Genomic DNA, 14,907 nt, shown 5'->3' with positions numbered 1-14,907 from the left:
TCTGCCTACTTGGCCGCGACCTCGCTTTTGAGCAGTACCTTGTTGGCCGCGATTTCCTTGACCAGTAGCGCATCCATGTCGGCCGACGTCATCGGCATCGGCTCGACGCCGATCTTCTTCAGCGCCGCCTGCATGTCGGCCGTGTTCAGCACCTTGGTGCCGGTTGCATAGAGTTTCTCGATGATCTCCGGCGGCGTTTTCTTCGGCACGAAGACGCCGAACCAGATCGCGCTGTCGGCATCCTTGAGACCCGCGTCGATCGGTGTCGGCACCTCCGGCAAATCGCGCACGCGGGTCGGTGTCGAGACCACCAGCGCCCGGACCTGGCCTTCGCGGATCAGCGGGAGTGCCGTCGCCAGCGGACAGAAATAGAAATCGATACGCCCGCCGATAATGTCGGTGATCACCTCGGAGCCGCCGCGATACGGGATATGCGTGGCCTCGAAGCCCGCAGCGGCGCGGAATTTCTCCGAGCTGATATGCACCGCACTGCCGACGCCTACCGAGCCGTAATTGATCACCGTGCCCTTGGTCTTTGCGGCGGCCAGGAAATCCTGCACCTTCTTCCATGGCCGTTCGTTCGGCACGATCATCACATTGGCCGCATAGCCAATCATCACCACCGAGGAGAGCTCCCTGGTGGTGTCGTAATTCAGATTGGGAAAGATCGCCGGAGCGATGGAGATGGCGTTGGTCTGTGACAGCAAGGTGTAGCCATCCGGATCGCTCTTCGCGACCGCGCCCGTGCCGACCGAGCCGCCCGCACCCACGCGATTTTCAATCACGATCGGCTGCCCGAGCTCCGTGCTCAGTCTTTCGAAAAAGAGCCGCGGGACCACGTCACCCGCGCTGCCGGCACCGAACGGATTGACGGCCTTGATCGGCTTCGATGGCCAGTTCGTGTCGGCCTGCGCAGCGCCGGACATCAACACCGCGGCCAATACGCATGACAATCGCCAGGACTTGTTCATCGCTCGCTCCAGTTGCGCCATTCGATGGGAATGGCAGCTCATGGAGTAAAACAAAAGCAAGAACCGGACCGGCCGAGGGCTAGAACGACGTCCCGGCCCGCGGCTTTTTCTCCGGCACTTCAGGCTCTGTCGGCACCGGCCCAATGCGCAGCGCGGTGATGCGGTTGCGCTCACGGCGCAGCACGCGGAAGCGGAAGTTGTAGAAGGTGAAGCTCTGCCCGCGTTCGGGTATGGAACGTGCCTCGTGGATCACGAGGCCGGCCACCGTGGTCGCTTCATCATCCGGCAGATGCCAGTCCATGGCGCGGTTGAGGTCGCGGATCGGCACCGAACCATCGACCACCACCGAGCCATCGGCCTGCGCGCGCACGCCGGCCACGACCACGTCGTGTTCATCCGCGATGTCGCCGACGATTTCTTCCAGCACGTCTTCCAGCGTCACCATGCCTTCGACTTCGCCATATTCATCGACAACGAGGGCGAAGTGGGTCTTGCGGCGACGAAATGCTTTCAACTGATCCGACAGGGGGCGCATTTCCGGAACGAACCACGGCGGCAGCGCGATGCTGGCAACATCGATCTTCGCGGTGTCGCCATCCACGGCACGGATCGCGCGCAGCAGGTCCTTGGCGTGGAGCACGCCGATAATGTTTTCCGGCTTCTCACGCCAGAGTGGAATGCGGGTGTATTCGGTGGCCAGCACTTCACGCACCAGCTCTTCGGACGGCAGGTCCGCATTCAACGTAACCATCGCCGTGCGATGGACCATGACGTCGGACACTGCGAGATCGCCGAAGCGAAACACGTTCTGGATATACTCAGCCTCGCCTGACGCGATGCCGCCATGTTCGGCGGATTCACCGACAAGACCTTCGATCTCGACACCGGTGAGGATCTCATGCGGCGATGCTTCCTGCACGCCAAGCAGCGCCAGCGTGCCGCGCGACGCCGCGTTGAGCAGCCAGTTCAGCGGATAGAACAGGATGTAGGATGCATAGAGCGGATAGGCGATCCATTGCGACACCGGCTCCGGCTGCCGGATCGCCAGCGTCTTCGGCACTTGCTCGCCGATCACGATATGCAGCGACGAGAAGACGAGGAAGCCGGTCAGGAACGATGTGAAGTGCAGCGCGGATTCCGACAGGCCGAGCGGATCGAGCACCGGTTTCAGCAGTGCGGCCACGGTGGGCTCGCCGACCCAGCCGAGTCCCAGCGATGCCATGGTGATGCCGAGCTGGCAGCAGGCCAGATAGGCTTCGATGTTGCCCATCATGTTCTGCAGCAGGCGCGCGCCGAAGCGGTTTTGCTCGACCATGCTCTTGACGCGGAAGCCTCGGCTTTTGACCAGCGCAAACTCCGCCGCCACGTAAAACGCGTTGGCAGCGAGCAGGAAGATCGCGATCAGCAGATTGACGGTAATCGAATTCATGAAAGTCCTGCGACGGCGCCGACTTTGGTGATTCCCAAACCGGACACGGTCAGTTCTATCCCGTCAGTTTCTGATGCAGAAAGGCGCGAACCGTCGCGGGATCGACATCGCCAGCAATGACGGCCCGGCCGACGCCTTCCAGCAAAATAAAGGTGAGCTTGCCGCGCTTCACCTTCTTGTCCTGCGCCATCAGCGCCATCAGCGTATCAGCGCCCGCGAGGCCTTCCTGGGCGAAGCCGGCGATGTCCTGTAGCTCCGTGGGCAGACCCACATCGGCGAGATGATGCTGCACGCGGGTCGCATCGCTCTCGGCGATCATGCCGAGCTGCGCCGACAATTGCGCAGCCAGCACCATGCCGACCGACACGCCCTCGCCATGGAACAGCCGGTCGGAGAAACCCGTCACCGCTTCCAGTGCGTGGCCGAAGGTATGGCCGAGATTGAGTAGTGCGCGCTCGCCATTCTCGCGTTCGTCGCGCGACACGACGCCCGCCTTGGCACGGCACGAGGTGGCGATCGCATGTTCACGAGCACTACCGCCGCGCATGATGTCGGCATGATTGGCTTCAAGCCATGTGAAAAACGCGACATCGCCGAGGACGCCATATTTGGCGACTTCCGCATAGCCCGAACGAAACTGCCGGGGCGACAGCGTATCGAGGACCGCCGTGTCGGCCACCACGAGTACCGGCTGGTGGAAGGCACCGAGCAGGTTCTTGCCCTGCGGTGAGTTGATTCCGGTCTTGCCGCCGACGGAGGAGTCGACCTGCGCCAGCAGCGACGTCGGCACCTGCACGAAATCGACGCCGCGGCGGACGATCGCTGCGGCAAAACCCGCGAGATCGCCAACCACGCCGCCACCGAGCGCGATGACGAGATCGTTGCGTTCGATCTTTGCTGCGATCAGGGCCTCGGAGACCTGCTCAAGACCCGAATAGCTCTTCGAACCCTCGCCTTCCTCAACAATGATATGCGAGGTCGGAATGCCGGCTTCCGCCAGCGAGGCTTCCGTTGCAGCCAGCCAATGCTTGGCAACGGTCCTGTCGGTCACGATGGCCGTGCGCACGCCCGGTCGTAGCTTCGCAATGCGCGCGCCGAGTGACGGCAGCACGTTACGGCCGATCACGATGTCATAGGCGCGCTCAGCCAGCGCGACGTCCACGACGATAGGGTCGGGGATGATCGGATCGGAATGCTTCAAGGGCGCGGTCATAGTTGAGAACTCAAGGGATCGCCTGTCGGTTCGGAAATGGCGGAAGCCGCGTGCGGGCGGAACAGATGCTCATGCAGCGCGATGATGCCTTCCTCAACGATCTTCTCATGCGGCACGTCGCGCGAGTCGATCGTGATGTCGGTCTGCTCGTAGAACGGATGGCGCGCCTCGATCAGCCGCGCAATGGTCGCGGCGGGATCAGCAGTCTTCAGCAGCGGACGGTTCTCCCGGCGCCGGACCCGGCGCAGGATCACGTCCGCATCGGCTTTCAGCCACAGCGAGATCGCCTTGTCGCGAATTCGCTGCCGGGTGTCCTCGCGCAGGAACGCGCCGCCGCCGGTCGCCAGCAGGATCGGTCCGCTGTCCAGCAGCCGGGCGATCACCCGCGCCTCACCGTCGCGGAAATGCGGTTCGCCGTGGACTTCAAAAATGTCCGGGATCGACATCCCGGCCGCCGCCTCGATCTCGTTGTCGGCATCAACGAAGGGCAGCCGCAGCCGCGTCGCCATGCGCCGACCGATGGTCGATTTGCCCGCGCCCATCATGCCCACCAGCACGACCGAGCGCTTTCCCAGCGCCGCGACGATGGCGGCCTCCTGGGGTGCGCTGGCAATCGCCGGCAAGATGGTCTCGGACATCAAAAAACACCTGCAAAATCAGTGAGCGACAAGGGATCGCAGAGGTTTGCCGCATTCCGGTCACCTATACTACCCCCAGCGCCAGCGTTGCCAGCACCTCTTGCAGTCTGTATCCGGACAAGGTGACCGCCTCCGGCGGAACGAATCGCCCAATTCTGCCGCCGAGTTCCCTGATCATGCCCAGCCTGTTCCGCTTTTTGACGGTCGTCGCGGTGCTCGTCGGCGTGGTCTATGGCGTCATCTTCGCGCTGGCCAATTTCGTCAATCCGAAGCCACGGGACATGACGGTTACCGTCCAGCCGGACAAATTTCTCAAGAAATAGCCGCTAGGGTCGCCCCATGAGCACCCGTCCCGCCTCCGATTCGAAACTTTCCGGCCTGTTCCTCGACATGCTTGCCGCCGAACAGGGTGCTGGCGTCAATACACTGGACGCCTATCGCCGCGACCTGGAGGACTTTTCCGAATTTGCTGCCGGGGCGAAATCCAGCATTGCCGGTGCCGACACCCAGTTGCTACGCGATTATCTCGAAGACCTGGACGAGCGCGGCTTCAAATCGACCACGGTGGCGCGGCGGCTGTCCGCCATACGGCATCTGTTTCGCTTTCTGCTCAGCGAAAAAATCCGTACCGATGACCCCGCCGCCATCCTGTCCGGCCCCAAACGTGGCCGCAGTCTGCCCAAGGTGCTGTCGATCGCCGATGTCGACCGTATGCTGGTGCAGGCGCGCACGCAGGCGCAAAACGCGGAGGCTTCGGCGCAGCAGCGGTTGCGCGATGCCCGACTCTACTGCCTGCTCGAAGTACTTTACGCCACCGGGCTTCGCGTCTCCGAGCTGGTGTCGCTACCGCTCACCGCAGCGCGGCGCGATGCCCGCATGATCGTGGTGCGCGGCAAGGGCAACAAGGAGCGGCTGGTGCCGCTCAACGAAACTGCCAAACAGGCGATGGCCGAATATCTCGCCGCGATGACCGAGTTGCAGAAGTCTCAACCAAAAAAGAGTGCAGCCTCAAAATGGCTGTTTCCGTCTTTTGGCGAGAGCGGCCACCTCACCCGGCAGCATTTCGCGCGCGACCTGAAAGAACTTGCGGCTGCATCCGGCATCGCGCCGCGGCTGGTGTCGCCGCACGTGCTGCGCCACGCCTTCGCCAGCCATCTGCTGCATAACGGCGCCGATCTTCGCATCGTGCAGACGCTGCTCGGTCATACCGATATTTCGACGACGCAGATCTACACCCATGTAGTGGAAGAGCGGCTCAAGAGCCTGGTCCGCGACCTGCATCCGCTCGCGGAAAAATAGTGCTCAGCGCGACTGCGGCTCGGTCTCGCCAAGATGATCCGTCTCATCGTCGCGCCGCATCCCGGAGGTCGGCACCAGTACCGGCTGCAGCGCCGGAATCAGCCGCGTGCGTTCGCGCTTGGCGGGGATCGCCCGATAGACCTGTTTGGTGGCTTCGACGATATGCACGCCGGCGAACGGCATCGACAGCGCCGCGCCGATCCGCTCCCACGCCATTGCCGAGCGCAGAAACCAGCCCATTCCGACCGGCGGCATGAACAGCGCCTCGCTCCACGCCGTCGGCGTAAACCAGGTCTGTCGCAGCAACTGCGTGATTTGCGAGCGCGAATAGGGTCGGCCGTGACCGAACGGCGTCGAGTCGGTGCGGGTCCAGACGCCCCGGCGATTCGGAATCACCGCCATCAACCGGCCGGACGGCGCAAGCACGCGCCAAACCTCACGGAGCAAACCTTCGGGATCGTCGGACATTTCCAGAGCGTGCACCAGGATGATGCGATCGACAGCGGCATCCGGCAGCGGCAGCGAGAATTCGTCGACCAGCGTGGCCAGCGCCGGCTTTGCCGTCGGCCATTTCAACACGCCCTGTGCCGCCGGCATGAAAGCGATGCACCGTTCGGAATTCTCCCGGAAAAGGCCGAGATACGGTGTGGGGTACCCCAGACCGAGCACACGCTGGCCTTCGGCATCCGGCCAATGCGCCTGAATACCGCGATTGATCAACCGCCGCGCCACGATGCCAAGGCGGCGCGAATAAAAATCCCGGAGATCGATCACATCGATGGTCATGATGGCTTTCTAACACGTTGCGGCGGCCCACGATCCCCCGAATCGCGCATTGCCGGGGCAGCGTTAACGCCACATATCCAGACCATCCCGGGCGGCCAGCTGCACCAATTGACAAGGCCGGCCCGGCTGCGGCCTAGTCGGAGAAACAAGCGCCGCGACGTCGTTGCAGGAGAGACAAAAATGCTGTCACGCCGAGGTCAAACAATCACAAGGGCGGCGGCGATGGCCGCGAGTCTGGCCGTGATGGCTTCACTGATGCCATTCGGCGCCTATGCCAATCCCGCGACGGTCGACTACACATGCACCCCCGCATTGCCGGGCGGCAGCAAGATCTCCGTCGATTACAATTCAGGCGGCAAGTCGATCACCCTGTTCTATCCCAATGGCGAAACGCTCCGCATGCCGATCCAGCGATCAGGCTCGGGCTTCCGCTATGGTGAGGGCAATGTCGAGATTGCCGGCAAGGGCCAGACCACCATCACGCTGCAGATCGCCGGCCAGCCCGCGCGCCAATGTGTGACACCGCGCTGAACGCCATGCACCACGCATCTTCCTCATACCCATCAATTCGCCGCATCACGGTGCGAGCGCATCACGACGTGATCCAACGGAGTTATCATGGCTGCTGAAATTCGCGTATTCCCCTGCCTGTCCGACAATTTCGGCTACCTGATCCATGATCCGCAGAGCCTGAAGACTGCCGCGATCGACGCGCCGGAGGCCGGCCCGATCATGAAGGTGCTGCAGCGCGAGGGCTGGAAGCTCACGGATATTCTGGTGACGCATCACCATGCGGACCATGTCGGCGGCATCGCCGAGCTGAAGAAAACCTATGGCTGCAAGGTCACAGCGCCGCACGATCAGGGCACGGCAATTCCTGAAGTCGACGTCCGCGTCGCCGAAGGCGATACCGTGCAGGTCGGCGCGCTCACCGCACGGGTGTTCGAGACCCCCGGCCACACGCTCGACCATATCTGCTACGTGTTCGACAGCGAGCTGGCGCTGTTCTCGGCCGATACGCTGTTTTCCGGCGGCTGCGGCCGGGTGTTCGAAGGCACCTATCCGATGATGTGGCAATCGCTGAAGAAGCTGCGCACACTGCCCGATGACTACCGTGTCTATTGCGGTCACGAATATACCGCGGCCAACGTCAAGTTCTGTCTCGGCATCGATGCCAATAACGAAGCGCTGAAGAAGCGCGCCGAAGAGGTCGCTCAGCTCCGTGCAGTCGGCAAGCCAACCATCCCGGTGCTGCTCGGGCTTGAAAAGAAGACCAACGTGTTTCTGCGCGCCGACGATCCGGCCATCGCCGCCGCCGTCCGCCTCAAGGGATTCAGCGAGGACGACGTGTTCGGCGAACTCCGCGAACGCAAGAATAAGTCCTGATGACAGGCAAGACGCCAACTGCAGCCGAGATCATCGCGACGCTCGGCCTACAGCCGCATCCCGAAGGCGGCCACTACCGCGAGACGTTTCGCGACAGTCGCGTCGATGCCGGCGGGCGGGCGGCATCTACGGCGATCTACTTCCTGCTGGCATCAGGCGAACGCTCGCACTGGCATCGCATCGATGCCGTCGAGATCTGGCACTATCATGCGGGCGCTCCGCTCACGCTGGAAATCGCCAGCGACGCCGGCCAGCGCACGATCACGCTCGGGCCGGACGTCGCCACTGGACAAGAGCCGCAAGGCATTGTCCCACCGCATGCTTGGCAGGCTGCCTCCACCACTGGCGACTGGACACTGGTCGGCTGCACCGTGGCACCGGGTTTCGATTTCGCGACGTTTGAGTTGGCCCCGAAGGGCTGGAAGCCCGACTAGCTCGGCTTCCAAATCATATCCTTCGCTGCGATCAAGCCACCACCTGCGATCAACGCTGCCGCGACAGGAATATTAGCGCTCGCCTGCGCGAAGCCGGCCAGAATCAGGAACGCCGTCGATAGCAGCGGCGTCGCATAGGAGGCGGCACCGAGCGCGATGATCCGCCCATGCAGCGGGCTCGATGGCCATACGGCGTCCTCCGTAAAGCGATGTACGGCGAAGGCCAGAAACGCGGCGGTGGCGCATGTCGCACATCCTTCGAGACGCCCGCAAGGGCGGGCTCCTCAGGATAAGGTCCGAGCTTCGAGGCCCGTTACGCGTGATATTGCCCGCCATTGATGGTCATGGTCGAGCCAGTGAAGAAGCCGGACTCGTCTGCGGCCAGGAACACCACGGCGCGCGCAATTTCCTCGGGCTCGCCGAGGCGATTGACCGGGATCTGCGGCAAAATGCTCTTCTCAAGCACAGCGAGCGGCACGGCCTGCACCATCTCGGTGTTGATGTAGCCAGGGCAGATCACGTTCACGGTGATACCGAGCTTAGCATTCTCGAGAGCCAGTGCCTTGGTGAAGCCGATGTCGCCGGCCTTGGCGGCGGAATAATTGACCTGGCCGAATTGGCCCTTCTGCCCGTTGATCGATGAAATGTTGATGACACGGCCGAACTTGCGTTCGCGCATACCCTCGATGACCTGACGGGTCATGTTGAACAGCGAACCGAGATTGGTGTTGACCACCTTGTTCCACTGTTCCGGCGTCATCTTGTGGAAGGCACCATCCATGGTGATGCCGGCATTGTTGACCAGCACTTCCACCGGTCCCAGATCGGCCTCGACCTTTTTCACGCCGGCGGCGCATTCATCGAACGAACCGACATCCCACTTGTAGGTGCCGATACCCGTCTCGCTTTTGAATTTCTCGGCGGCGGCATCATTGCCGGCATAGCTTGCCGCGACGCTGTATCCCGCAATCTTCAAAGCCTTGCTGATTGCAGCGCCGATCCCTCGTGTTCCCCCGGTCACCAATGCAACGCGCGCCATGATCGATCCCTCCACCAATCTCTTTTGTAGTTATAGCTTCGAATTAATCTGGCGATACGCTGAACATCAAGCAGAATTGGACCATCAAGCGAAAATGCCCGACGCAAAGCGCCGGGCATTTTGTTGTAGCAGTGTGTGCAGTGCACGCGCGAGCTGATGTTTTCAGCACGCAGCGCGTAAGGATTAGTCGCGTGCAATGCACATCGCGATGCCCATGCCGCCGCCGATGCACAGCGTGGCGAGGCCTTTCTTCGCGTCGCGCTTTTCCATCTCGTGCAACAGCGTGACCAGCACGCGTGCACCGGATGCACCCACCGGATGACCGATCGCGATCGCGCCACCGTTGACGTTAACCTTCGACGTATCCCAGCCGAGGTCCTTGTTCACGGCGCAAGCCTGCGCAGCAAAAGCTTCATTGGCTTCGATCAGGTCGAGATCGTTAATGGTCCAGCCGGCCTTCTTCAGCGCAGCGCGCGATGCCGGGATCGGGCCAGTGCCCATGATCTTCGGATCAACGCCGGCCTGGCCCCACGACACGATGCGGGCGAGCGGCTTGAGGCCTTCCTTGGCGGCCTGCTTGGCGGTCATCAGCACCACGGCGGCGGCGCCGTCATTGATGCCCGATGCCGAGCCGGCGGTGACGGTACCATCCTTCTCGAAGGCCGGACGCAGCTTGGCCATGGCTTCGATAGTGGCGCCGTGGCGCGGATATTCGTCGCTGTCGACCACGGTGTCGCCCTTGCGGCCCTTGATCGTGACCGGAACGATCTCGTCCTTGAACTTGCCGGCCTTCTGCGCAGCTTCCGCTTTCTGCTGCGATGCAACAGCGAACTCGTCCTGCTGCTGGCGCGTGATCTGGTACTGCTTTGCCACGTTCTCGGCGGTGTTACCCATGTGATAGCCGTTGAAGGCATCCCACAGACCGTCCTTGATCATGGTGTCGACGAATTCCACCGGTCCCATTTTCACGCCGCCGCGCAGATATTGCGCATGCGGGGCCATGCTCATGGATTCCTGACCGCCGGCAACGACGATTTCCGAATCACCATTGAGCAGCGCCTGATAGCCGAGCGCCACGGTGCGCAGGCCGGAGCCGCACAGCATGTTGACGCCCCAGGCCGAAGTTTCCACCGGCAGGCCGGCAGCAATCGAGGCCTGACGCGCGGGGTTCTGGCCCTGCGCAGCAGTGAGGATCTGTCCCATGATGACTTCGGAGACGCGGGCTGGATCGATCTTGCCGCGCTCAAGCGCCGCCTTGATGGCGATCGCGCCGAGATCATGTGCCGGCATAGTGGCGAAAGCGCCGTTGAAGCTGCCGACGGGTGTGCGGGCAGCGCTGACGATGACAACATCGTCTGACATGGACATCTCCTGTGTTGAGGTTTTTTCGACGGTCAGAGCCAGGATGGCGGGGGCCGCGTTGCAAACTATCCTGTTAACTGAGGGTTGGACTGTCAATTGGCCAGAAGCCAAATTACGGCCGCAACGCACGCAAAATGGCACGGATGTCGCTTTGCATAGCACAAGACTGCTGCCATTTTAACCGTGACGCACAAAACGGTAGCCGAGCCCCTTTGAAAGTGCTTACTTTATTGCATTGCGTTGTTCGACAACCTTATGGCGCGCTGCCGTAAGGTTCCCTGTCCTCGGTCCGTATGTGTGAGCCCCCATGGCGAAATCAGATCAACCCACGACAATCAAAAAATACGCGAACCGCCGGCTTTATAATACCGGAACAAGCACTTACGTGACGCTTGAGGACCTCGCTGCGATGGTGAAGGACGGCGAGGATTTTCTCGTCTATGACGCCAAGACCGGTGACGACATCACCCGCTCTGTGCTGGCCCAGATCATCTTCGAACAGGAAAACAAGGCTGGCCAGAATCTCCTGCCAACCACTTTCCTGCGCCAGTTGATCCGCTTCTATGGCGACAGCATGCAGATGGTGGTGCCGAAGTATCTCGAGCAGTCCATCGACAGCCTGACGCGCGAGCAGGAGAAATTCCGCAAGCAGATGACGAACACGTTCAGCATGACGCCGTTCGCGCCGCTTGAGGAAACCGTTCGTCGCAACATGGAATTGTTTCAGCAGACCTTCGCGATGTTCAAGCCGTTCGTGCCACCGCGCGGCGGCGCGGCGGCGCCGGAGCCGGAAAAGGCGCCGGAGCCGACCGCTGAGCCTGCCGACACCATGGATGACCTGCGTCGCCAGATGAAGGAAATGCAGGAACGCCTCGAGCGCATGTCGCACGAGCCGAAGCCGGAATAATTCGCGGCTCACTTATCGGAAATCGGAATGACGCCGGCCGTAGCTACACCTACGGTCGGTGTTTCCATTTGATGAGCGCAACATCGCCATGGCGAAGCAACCCACCCCACTCACTCTCGACCGGCTCGACACTCCGATCGGCATCGCGCTGCTGGTGACGAACCACGGCGGCGCACTCTGCGCACTCGACTGGATCGATTACGAAGAGCGCTTGCTGACTTTGCTGCGTCGTTACTACGGGGCGGTCGGACTGATCGAGAACTCGGCACCATCCGAAATCCGCAACGCACTCTCACGCTATTTCGACGGCGACCTCAACCAACTCGATGGCATCACCTGCCACATCCCCGGCACGCCGTTTCAGAACCGTATCTGGACGGCACTGCGAAAAATCCCTGCAGGCAGCACACTCAGCTACGGCACGCTGGCGGCGCAACTCGGCGTGCCTACCGCGATGCGCGCGGTCGGCCATGCCAATGGTGCAAATCCCCTGAGTGTCGTCGTACCCTGCCACCGCCTGATCGGCGCCAACGGTTCGCTCACCGGCTATGGCGGCGGCATCGCGCGCAAACGCTGGCTGCTGCAGCATGAGGGTGTCGTGGTGGCGTCCTAAGCCGCCGGCTTCTCCGCGATATCGCCGTTTGCCAGCAGATGGATCAATGCGCGCTTGATCGCAGCCTGACGCGTCGGGGCATTGATCTGCGCTCCAAGCAAATCGGTGACGTAGAACACGTCTCGCGCGCGCTCGCCGAAGGTCGCGACATGCGCCGAAGCGATGTTGAGGTTGAGCTTCGAGATCGCCGTGGTGAGCTGATACAAGAGGCCCGGCCTGTCGAGGCCGGACACCTCGATCACCGTATAGCGATCCGACCACTGGTTGTTGACGATGACTTCCGGCTCGACGGTAAAAGCCCTGATCTTGCCCTTGGTCGAGGCGCGCTTCGCCACGGTTTCTGGCAGCCGCACCTTGCCTTCGAGCACGTCCTCGATCATGTCGCCGATTCGTGTTGCACGGCGGCCTTCGTCGTCATCGCGATCGTATTCCCGGGAGATCGCGATGGTGTCCAGCGCGCGGCCATCGGTCGTGGTGTAAATCTGCGCGTCGACGATGTTGGCGCCGGCTGCGGCGCATGCGCCGGCGATGATCGACAGCAACCATGGATGGTCGACGGCCAGAATCGTGAGCTCGGTGACACCGCGGGCTTCATCGAACCCGACATTGATCGCGAGCTTGTGCCCGGCCTCTTCCGATGCGCGCAGGAAACGAGCATGGCGAATCTTGCGGTCGAGCTCGACCTTGAGCCAGTAGGCCGGATAGTGCCGCAAAATATAGGCGTTGAGATCCTGCTCAGGCCACTCGGTGAAGGCACGGCGGAATTCCGCCTGCGCCGACGCGATGCGCTGTGCGCGATTGACCTCGGAGAAGCCGCCGGTCAGCACAGGCTCGGTTTCGTAGTACAACGTGCGGATCAACTGCGCTTTCCAGCCGTTCCAGACTCCGGGACCGACGCCACGAATGTCCGCGGTGGTGAGGATAGTGAGCAGCTTCATCTGCTCGACCGACTGCACCACGGCCGCGAAATTCTCGATGGTCTTGCTATCCGACAGGTCGCGCGACTGCGCCACCGTGGACATGGTCAGATGCTCTTCGATGAGCCACGCAACGAGATCGGTGTCGGCGGCGTTGAATCCGAGCCGCGGGCACAGCCGCCGCGCCACCTTGGCGCCGGCGATTGAGTGATCCTCCGGACGCCCCTTGGCGATGTCATGCAGCAACACCGTGATATAGATCACCGCCCGATGTTCCGGGCGGATCTTGCGCATCAGATCGCTGGCGACAACGAACTCGTCATTCCCGCCGCGCTCGATCTCCTGAAGGATGCCGACACACCGCAGCAGATGCTCATCCACCGTATAGTGATGATACATGTTGAACTGCATCATCGACACGATGCGGCCGAAGGCACGAATGAAATGACCGAGTACGCCGGTCTCGTTCATCCGCCGCAGCACGATCTCGGCATTGTCCGAGGTCAGGATCTCCATAAACAGCGCGTTGGCTTCGGCGTTCTCGCGGATCTCGGGCGTGATCAGCCGGAGCGACCGCGTTGCTGCCCGCATCGCATCGGGATGGAAAGCCAGATTGTGCTTCTGTGCCAGTCGAAAGAACCGCATCAGATTGATCGGGTCTTCCTTGAACACGTCGGGCGCAGCAAGGTTGATACGGTTGTTGTCGATGATGAACGCATCGCTGTCCGGCAGCCGGCGGCGATGCATCTCGGGTCGCAACTTGGCCATCATGCGCGTCAGCGCCGGCGCCGGCTTGGCCTGCTGGTCTTCGAGCTTCGCGCACAGGATCGCGGTGAGATCGCCGACTTCCTTGGCAATCAGGAAGTAGTGCTTCATGAAGCGCTCGACGTCCTGCATGCCGGGATGCGAGGTATAGCCGAGACGAACCGCAATCTCGCGCTGCAGGTCAAAGGACAGCCGCTCTTCCGGCCGTTTGGTCAGGAAGTGGATATTGCAGCGGACCGACCACAGGAAGTCTTCGCAACGCTTGAAGGTGCGGTATTCCTGCGGATCGAACACGCCGCGCGCGACCAGCTCCTTGCTGTCGCGCACCCGATAGACGTATTTCGCGATCCAGAACACGGTGTGCAGATCGCGCAGACCGCCCTTGCCGTCCTTGACGTTGGGCTCGACCAGATAGCGCGACTGGCCGCCACGGCGATGGCGCTCCTCGCGTTCGGCGAGCTTGGCAGTGACAAATTCGGCGGCGGTGCCCTGCACCACCTCGGCGTCGAAGCGCGTGACCAGTTCGTCGTAGAGAGCCTGATCGCCGGTGAGGAAGCGCGTTTCCAGGATCGCGGTGCGGATCGTCATGTCGCCCCGCGCCTGGCGGATCGATTCATCCACCGAACGCGTGGCGTGGCCGACCTTCAGACCCATGTCCCACAGGCAATAGAGAATGACTTCGGCGACTTGCTCGCCCCAGGCCGTCTGCTTGTAGGGCAGGATGAACAACAGATCGATGTCGGATTCCGGTGCCATCAACCCACGGCCATAGCCGCCGGTGGAGACCACCGCCATGCGTTCGGCACCAGACGGGATTGGCGAATGATACAGATGCTTCGTCGCCGCGGCGAACAGTATGCGGATGATTTCATCCTGCACGTGGCAGAGCTGCTCGGCACAGCGTCGGCCGTGGCGGTCCTTCAGCAACACGGCCTCGGCGGCTTCACTGGCCTTGAGCAGTTCCGCCTTCAGCAGCTTGGCGACCGCGGCGCGAAACAAATCGTTCTTGCCGCGATGCTGCGCTGCAAGCGTATCGATTTCGGCGGTAATCCGCGTCGTGTCGAAGTCGGTTTCGGTTGTCGGTCTGTCTTGTGTAGCAACGCTGTCCATGAACAACCCGGATATCGGACGGCGCAAGCGCTGTCACG

Annotated in this window: 15 protein-coding genes and 1 pseudogene; 7 read left to right on the top strand and 9 right to left on the bottom strand. The window is 62.0% G+C overall.

Annotation, left to right across the window (positions count from 1 at the left end; all coding sequences use genetic code 11):
* Positions 1-5: 5 nt before the first annotated feature.
* The 4 genes from A4A58_RS13970 to A4A58_RS13955 form a co-directional block, all read right to left on the bottom strand.
* Positions 6-971 carry a Bug family tripartite tricarboxylate transporter substrate binding protein gene (locus A4A58_RS13970; RefSeq protein WP_068732987.1) on the bottom strand — a complete coding sequence of 322 codons (966 nt, stop codon included), beginning with the start codon at positions 969-971 and terminating at the stop codon, positions 6-8.
* 79 nt (positions 972-1,050) lie between these two features.
* A complete protein-coding gene (locus A4A58_RS13965; protein WP_068732985.1) occupies positions 1,051-2,400 on the bottom strand; it encodes a hemolysin family protein in 1,350 nt (449 codons plus the stop codon).
* A gap of 55 nt (positions 2,401-2,455) precedes the next feature.
* A complete protein-coding gene (gene aroB / locus A4A58_RS13960; protein WP_068732983.1) occupies positions 2,456-3,613 on the bottom strand; it encodes a 3-dehydroquinate synthase in 1,158 nt (385 codons plus the stop codon).
* Complete coding sequence (locus tag A4A58_RS13955; RefSeq protein WP_068732982.1) at positions 3,610-4,251, bottom strand: shikimate kinase; 642 nt, start codon at positions 4,249-4,251, stop codon at positions 3,610-3,612. The genes aroB and A4A58_RS13955 overlap by 4 nt, the downstream gene beginning before the upstream one ends.
* Before the next feature lie 176 nt (positions 4,252-4,427).
* Between A4A58_RS13955 and A4A58_RS13950 the strand changes: the two genes are divergently transcribed.
* Together A4A58_RS13950 and xerD are read left to right on the top strand one after the other, a co-directional pair.
* Entirely contained in the window at positions 4,428-4,574 is a 147-nt protein-coding gene (locus A4A58_RS13950; protein ID WP_068732980.1) for a histidine kinase, read from the top strand.
* A 16-nt stretch (positions 4,575-4,590) separates the two neighbouring features.
* Positions 4,591-5,550 carry a site-specific tyrosine recombinase XerD gene (gene xerD, locus A4A58_RS13945; RefSeq protein ID WP_068732978.1) on the top strand — a complete coding sequence of 320 codons (960 nt, stop codon included), beginning with the start codon at positions 4,591-4,593 and terminating at the stop codon, positions 5,548-5,550.
* Between the two features lie 3 nt (positions 5,551-5,553).
* Here the strand turns inward: xerD and A4A58_RS13940 are convergent, their stop codons facing one another.
* Positions 5,554-6,336, bottom strand: coding sequence for a class I SAM-dependent methyltransferase (locus tag A4A58_RS13940; protein WP_068732976.1), 783 nt, complete (start codon positions 6,334-6,336; stop codon positions 5,554-5,556).
* Between the two features lie 222 nt (positions 6,337-6,558).
* On the opposite strand from A4A58_RS13940, the gene A4A58_RS30795 reads away from it, so the two are divergent.
* The 3 genes from A4A58_RS30795 to A4A58_RS13925 all read left to right on the top strand — a co-directional run bounded on the left by A4A58_RS30795 (position 6,559) and on the right by A4A58_RS13925 (position 8,156).
* Positions 6,559-6,867, top strand: coding sequence for an MliC family protein (locus A4A58_RS30795; protein ID WP_068732974.1), 309 nt, complete (start codon positions 6,559-6,561; stop codon positions 6,865-6,867).
* An 87-nt stretch (positions 6,868-6,954) separates the two neighbouring features.
* Positions 6,955-7,722, top strand: coding sequence for a hydroxyacylglutathione hydrolase (gene gloB, locus A4A58_RS13930; RefSeq protein WP_068732972.1), 768 nt, complete (start codon positions 6,955-6,957; stop codon positions 7,720-7,722).
* Entirely contained in the window at positions 7,722-8,156 is a 435-nt protein-coding gene (locus A4A58_RS13925; RefSeq protein ID WP_068732970.1) for a cupin domain-containing protein, read from the top strand. The genes gloB and A4A58_RS13925 overlap by 1 nt, the downstream gene beginning before the upstream one ends.
* Here the strand turns inward: A4A58_RS13925 and A4A58_RS31830 are convergent.
* The 3 genes and pseudogenes from A4A58_RS31830 to A4A58_RS13915 all read right to left on the bottom strand — a co-directional run.
* A pseudogene (locus tag A4A58_RS31830) lies at positions 8,153-8,401 on the bottom strand (EamA family transporter); the annotation flags it as partial. The gene A4A58_RS13925 and the pseudogene A4A58_RS31830 sit on opposite strands and share 4 nt — an antisense overlap.
* Before the next feature lie 68 nt (positions 8,402-8,469).
* Entirely contained in the window at positions 8,470-9,195 is a 726-nt protein-coding gene (gene phbB, locus A4A58_RS13920; RefSeq protein WP_068732968.1) for an acetoacetyl-CoA reductase, read from the bottom strand.
* 183 nt (positions 9,196-9,378) lie between these two features.
* Entirely contained in the window at positions 9,379-10,557 is a 1,179-nt protein-coding gene (locus A4A58_RS13915) for an acetyl-CoA C-acetyltransferase (RefSeq protein ID WP_068732966.1), read from the bottom strand.
* Positions 10,558-10,864: 307 nt separating this feature from the next.
* On the opposite strand from A4A58_RS13915, the gene phaR reads away from it, so the two are divergent.
* Positions 10,865-11,464, top strand: coding sequence for a polyhydroxyalkanoate synthesis repressor PhaR (phaR, locus tag A4A58_RS13910; protein ID WP_068732965.1), 600 nt, complete (start codon positions 10,865-10,867; stop codon positions 11,462-11,464).
* A gap of 88 nt (positions 11,465-11,552) precedes the next feature.
* Positions 11,553-12,077, top strand: a complete 525-nt coding sequence (locus A4A58_RS13905; protein WP_068733710.1) for a methylated-DNA--[protein]-cysteine S-methyltransferase — start codon at positions 11,553-11,555, stop codon at positions 12,075-12,077.
* Here A4A58_RS13905 and A4A58_RS13900 read toward each other — a convergent pair.
* Entirely contained in the window at positions 12,074-14,869 is a 2,796-nt protein-coding gene (locus A4A58_RS13900; RefSeq protein ID WP_068733707.1) for a [protein-PII] uridylyltransferase, read from the bottom strand. The genes A4A58_RS13905 and A4A58_RS13900 overlap by 4 nt on opposite strands.
* Positions 14,870-14,907: the final 38 nt, after the last annotated feature.

Source organism: Tardiphaga robiniae, assembly GCF_001618955.1.
Lineage (GTDB): Bacteria > Pseudomonadota > Alphaproteobacteria > Rhizobiales > Xanthobacteraceae > Tardiphaga > Tardiphaga robiniae_A.
Note: the sequence above shows the minus strand (reverse complement) of the source record. Positions and strands in the feature narration are given on the sequence as shown.

What these genes read in the sequence shown, in the direction of transcription:
- A4A58_RS13970 (WP_068732987.1), bottom strand. Translation starts at nt 971, where the DNA reads ATGAACAAGTCCTGGCGATTGTCATGCGTATTGGCCGCGGTGTTGATG.
- A4A58_RS13965 (WP_068732985.1), bottom strand. Translation starts at nt 2,400, where the DNA reads ATGAATTCGATTACCGTCAATCTGCTGATCGCGATCTTCCTGCTCGCT.
- aroB (WP_068732983.1), bottom strand. Translation starts at nt 3,613, where the DNA reads ATGACCGCGCCCTTGAAGCATTCCGATCCGATCATCCCCGACCCTATC.
- A4A58_RS13955 (WP_068732982.1), bottom strand. Translation starts at nt 4,251, where the DNA reads ATGTCCGAGACCATCTTGCCGGCGATTGCCAGCGCACCCCAGGAGGCC.
- A4A58_RS13950 (WP_068732980.1), top strand. Translation starts at nt 4,428, where the DNA reads ATGCCCAGCCTGTTCCGCTTTTTGACGGTCGTCGCGGTGCTCGTCGGC.
- xerD (WP_068732978.1), top strand. Translation starts at nt 4,591, where the DNA reads ATGAGCACCCGTCCCGCCTCCGATTCGAAACTTTCCGGCCTGTTCCTC.
- A4A58_RS13940 (WP_068732976.1), bottom strand. Translation starts at nt 6,336, where the DNA reads ATGACCATCGATGTGATCGATCTCCGGGATTTTTATTCGCGCCGCCTT.
- A4A58_RS30795 (WP_068732974.1), top strand. Translation starts at nt 6,559, where the DNA reads ATGGCCGCGAGTCTGGCCGTGATGGCTTCACTGATGCCATTCGGCGCC.
- gloB (WP_068732972.1), top strand. Translation starts at nt 6,955, where the DNA reads ATGGCTGCTGAAATTCGCGTATTCCCCTGCCTGTCCGACAATTTCGGC.
- A4A58_RS13925 (WP_068732970.1), top strand. Translation starts at nt 7,722, where the DNA reads ATGACAGGCAAGACGCCAACTGCAGCCGAGATCATCGCGACGCTCGGC.
- phbB (WP_068732968.1), bottom strand. Translation starts at nt 9,195, where the DNA reads ATGGCGCGCGTTGCATTGGTGACCGGGGGAACACGAGGGATCGGCGCT.
- A4A58_RS13915 (WP_068732966.1), bottom strand. Translation starts at nt 10,557, where the DNA reads ATGTCAGACGATGTTGTCATCGTCAGCGCTGCCCGCACACCCGTCGGC.
- phaR (WP_068732965.1), top strand. Translation starts at nt 10,865, where the DNA reads ATGGCGAAATCAGATCAACCCACGACAATCAAAAAATACGCGAACCGC.
- A4A58_RS13905 (WP_068733710.1), top strand. Translation starts at nt 11,553, where the DNA reads ATGGCGAAGCAACCCACCCCACTCACTCTCGACCGGCTCGACACTCCG.
- A4A58_RS13900 (WP_068733707.1), bottom strand. Translation starts at nt 14,869, where the DNA reads ATGGACAGCGTTGCTACACAAGACAGACCGACAACCGAAACCGACTTC.